This is a genomic window from Rhodopseudomonas sp. BR0G17, assembly GCF_010907025.1.
Taxonomy (GTDB): Bacteria; Pseudomonadota; Alphaproteobacteria; order Rhizobiales; family Xanthobacteraceae; genus Rhodopseudomonas; species Rhodopseudomonas palustris_H.
This window is the reverse complement of sequence record NZ_QUML01000113.1, coordinates 1-521: the sequence shown is the minus strand read 5'-3', so window position 1 is coordinate 521 and position 521 is coordinate 1. Positions and strand designations below refer to the sequence as shown.

The window sequence follows — 521 nt, the reverse complement described above, 5'->3', positions numbered from 1 at the left end:
GTTCGGCATTGTCCGCGACGTCACGCCGGAAACCTCTGCTCTTCGGCAACTTGCCGAGAGCGAACAGCGGCTGGCGGATTTCGTCGGCACCGCGTCGGATTGGTGCTGGAGCGGCCCCGACCATCGGCTGCTGCCGCATCCGGATTCAATCGACGGCAATGCGGCCCTGCAGACCGTCGCGTCCGGCGGGAAGGCGCGTTGGGAGCTGTCCTGCGCGCCCGAAGACGAAGGCGCCATGGCGCTGCACAGGGCCGACATGGAAGCCCATCGCGCCTTCCGCGACTTCGTCTACACCTCGATCGGGGATGATGGCTCGCGGATCAGTATCAGCACCGGCGGCAAGCCTATCTTTGCCGATAACGGAACCTTCCTGGGCTATCGCGGCACGGCGAGTGACATCACCCAGCTCGAGGTCGCCCGCACCTTGCTCGACCAGCGCACGCGCGCGCTGGAAGAAGCCCATCGGCTCGGCAAGATCGGAACCTGGCATCACCGGCTGGACACCGGCCGAACTGTCTGGT

At 66.0% G+C, this 521-nt stretch carries 1 protein-coding gene; it reads left to right on the top strand.

Annotation, left to right across the window (positions count from 1 at the left end; translation table 11 throughout):
- Window positions 1–521: PAS domain-containing protein (locus DY467_RS25445; RefSeq protein WP_205502826.1), on the top strand; the 521-nt coding region annotated here is incomplete at both ends.